The sequence below is a fragment of the Desulfovibrio sp. 1188_IL3213 genome, assembly GCF_036763145.1.
In the GTDB taxonomy this organism is placed as follows: domain Bacteria; phylum Desulfobacterota; class Desulfovibrionia; order Desulfovibrionales; family Desulfovibrionaceae; genus Desulfovibrio.
In genome coordinates this window covers 1-3,536 of the sequence record NZ_JBAIYR010000239.1, presented here as the reverse complement: position 1 = coordinate 3,536, position 3,536 = coordinate 1, and the positions used below count along the sequence as shown (strand labels likewise).

The 3,536-nt window shown below is 60.9% G+C and carries 2 protein-coding genes; both read left to right on the top strand.

The annotated features are described in order from the left end of the window. Positions 1-127: 127 nt before the first annotated feature. Positions 128-1,207: a recombinase RecA gene (recA, locus tag V6C16_RS09500; RefSeq protein ID WP_333535258.1), complete on the top strand. Its 1,080-nt coding sequence runs from the start codon at positions 128-130 to the stop codon at positions 1,205-1,207. Positions 1,208-1,347: 140 nt separating this feature from the next. Then, positions 1,348-3,536, top strand: a 2,189-nt coding sequence (gene alaS / locus V6C16_RS09495) for an alanine--tRNA ligase (protein WP_333543076.1), incomplete at its 3' end; no start/stop codon positions are given.

The window sequence follows — 3,536 nt, the reverse complement described above, 5'->3', positions numbered from 1 at the left end:
CCGCAAGACAGCGCCGCCCCGGCAGCACCGTGACCGGCTGACGGCCGAGGTCCCGCGCATTTGCCTTGCCCCTCGCCCTTTGCTATAATCATGCGCTTGAAGATATCTTTACCCGGAGCATAAAATCATGGCCAGAAAACCGGCCCTCAGCCCTGAAGAAGCGCGCGCTGAAGCCCTGGGCACAGCCCTTGCCACCATTGAACGCAAATACGGCAAGGGCGCCGTCATGAAACTTTCTGACGATGCCCATGTGAATATACCTGTCATTCCCACCGGTTCCATCGGCCTTGACCTGGCCCTTGGCGTGGGGGGCATCCCGCGCGGGCGCATCTCTGAAATTTTTGGCCCCGAATCATCGGGCAAAACCACCCTTACACTGCATATCATTGCCGAATGCCAGCGCCTTGGCGGAACCTGCGCCTTTGTAGACGCGGAGCACGCCCTTGACGTGTCCTATGCCAGACGGCTGGGCGTCAATACGGATGAACTGCTCATCTCGCAGCCCGATTACGGCGAGCAGGCCCTGGACATTGCCGACATGCTGGTTCGCTCCGGCGCTGTTGACCTTGTGGTTGTGGACTCCGTGGCGGCCCTTATCCCCCAGGCCGAACTGGAAGGCGACATGGGCGAAACCCAGGTGGGCGGCCACGCCCGTCTCATGTCGCACGCCATGCGCCGCCTCACGGGCACAATCCACAAATCGCGCACCTCGGTCATCTTTATCAACCAGATACGCATGAAGATCGGCGTTACGGGCTACGGCAGCCCCGAAACCACCACGGGCGGCAACGCGCTCAAGTTCTACTCTTCCGTGCGTCTGGACATCCGCCGCATTCAGACCCTCAAGGACAAAGAAGAATCCTTCGGGTCGCGCACCAGGGTCAAAGTGGTGAAAAACAAGGTCGCGCCGCCCTTCCGCAGCGCCATTTTCGACATCCTGTACGGCCAGGGCATTTCACGCGCGGGCGAACTGCTTGACCTTGGCATTGAGGCCAAGATCATCGACCAGAGCGGTTCGTGGTTTGCCTTCGGTGCTGAAAAACTGGGCCAGGGCCGCGAAAAAGTGCGCGCCCTGCTGGACGAAAACATTGACCTGCGCAATCAGATCGAAGCCAAGGTTGTGGAATTTCTGGGCCTTCACCCCCGGGAGTTCACCCCCACAGTTGAAGATATTGCGGAAAGCCAAGACCCCGTTCTCGAAGACTGACGTTTTCCGGCAGGCCCGTTCGCCGCATGCTCATGGCAGCGGCCAACGGGCCTGTGCCGTGGACAGTTGCTTCAATGCCCCCAAAAGCCGCACGCCTGCAAGGCACGGCCCGTACCGCGCAGCCCTCATCAGGAGCCAGTATGCTCACCGCCAAAGAAATACGCCGTCGCTACCTCGATTTTTTTCACCGCCACCAGCACGAAATCGTCGCTTCCGGGCCGATCATTCCACCCAACGACCCTTCGCTGCTCTTTGCCAACTCCGGCATGGTGCAATTCAAAAAACTCTTTCTCGGCGAGGAAAAACGCTCCTACAGCCGCGCCACCACCTGCCAGAAATGCCTGCGCGTTTCCGGCAAGCACAACGACCTTGAAAACGTCGGCCGCACGGCGCGCCACCACACGTTTTTTGAAATGCTCGGCAACTTTGCCTTTGGCGACTATTTCAAGCGCGAAGCCATCACATGGGCGTGGGATTTCGTGACCAAAGAACTGGAACTGCCCAAAGAAAAACTGTGGGTTACGGTTTTTCGCGAAGACGATGAGGCCGCCGGGCTGTGGGCCGAAATCGCCGGGCTGCCCGCCGAACGCATCGTGCGCATGGGCGAAAAAGACAATTTCTGGACCATGGGCGACACCGGTCCCTGCGGGCCGTGCTCCGAAATCTATGTAGATCAGGGTGCGGACATGTCCTGCGGTCCGGACTGCGGCATCGGCAACTGTGACTGTGACCGCTTCCTTGAAATCTGGAACCTCGTGTTCACCCAGTTTGACCAGAGCGCCGACGGCACACGCACGCTGCTTGCCCGGCCCAACATCGATACGGGCATGGGCCTTGAGCGCATGGCTGCCGTGGCCCAGGGCAAGCGCTCCAATTTCGACTGCGATCTTTTTCAGGACATTATCCAGTATGCGGCCGGACTTGCGGGCGTGACCTACAGCTTCAGCGCTCCGGACACCAATGATGTGGACACGGCCCTGCGCGTCATTGCCGACCACAGCCGCGCGGCCGCCTTTCTTATTGCGGGCGGCGTACTGCCCTCCAACGAAAACCGGGGCTATGTGCTGCGCCGTCTTATCCGCCGCGCCCTGCGCTTCGCCACGCTCATGGGCGTGCACGAGCCTTTCATGCACAAGGTGGCCCGCAAGGTTACCGAGGTTATGGGCGATGCCTACCCCGAACTGGTGGAAAGCGCGGACTTCATCGACCGGGCCGTGCTTGAGGAAGAACAGCGCTTCTCCCTCACGCTCAAAAAAGGGCTGGACCTGCTGGAAGAAGAACTGGCCGCCCTCAAGGAGCGCGGCATTACGCTGATTCCCGGCGATTTCTGCTTCAAGCTTTACGACACTTACGGTTTTCCGCTGGACATCGTTACCGACGTGGCGGAAAAACGCGGCTTTCGCGCCGATGCCGAGGGCTTTGAAAAACACATGCAGGAGCAGCGCAAACGCGCCCGCGACCACCAGAAAAAAGGCGGCCTGCTGGGGCAGGGCGAAGACGGCCAAAGCCCCTTCAAATCCCTGGCGGACAACGGAGCCGAAAGCCGTTTCGTGGGCTATGAGGGCCTTACGGCCCAAAGCCCCATCACCATTCTGCTCAATGCCGCAGGCCAGCCCGTGGACGTGCTCGGTGAAGGCGAAAACGGCTATGCCGTGACCGAAACCACGCCTTTTTACGGCGAAGGCGGCGGTCAGGCGGGCGATACGGGCCTCATGAGCGCCACTGCGGGCGAGGCCAGGGTGCTCACCACCCACAAGCCCGCGCCCCAGTTGCTGGTACACGAAATCGAGGTCGTCCGGGGCGAAATGCTTCAGGGCAAGGAAGTGCGCCTGGCCGTGGACCCTGACGAGCGCAAGGCCACTGCCCGCAACCATACCTGCACCCACCTGCTGCATGCGGCCCTGCGCCGTGTGCTCGGTTCACACGTCAAGCAGGCCGGTTCGCTGGTTGACGGCCGCCGCCTGCGCTTTGACTTTTCCCACATTGCGGCCCTTACGCCCGAAGAACTGGCCGCCGTGGAACGCCAGGTCAATGCCGCCATTCTGGCCGACCTTGAGGTCTCCGCAAAAGAAATGCCCATGGCCGATGCCGTGGCTGCCGGGGCCATTGCCCTTTTTAATGAAAAATATGGTGCGACTGTGCGCGTGCTCACAGTCGCAGGCAAAGAAATATGCGATCCTGCATCCGTTGAACGGTGCGGCGGCACACATCTGACCCGCACGGGCGAAGCAGGGGCCTTCTTTATTGTGAGCGAAAGCGGCGTGGCCGCGGGCATGCGGCGCATTGAGGCCGTCACGGGCTGGAACGCCTACGGGCATGCCGTGGAGCA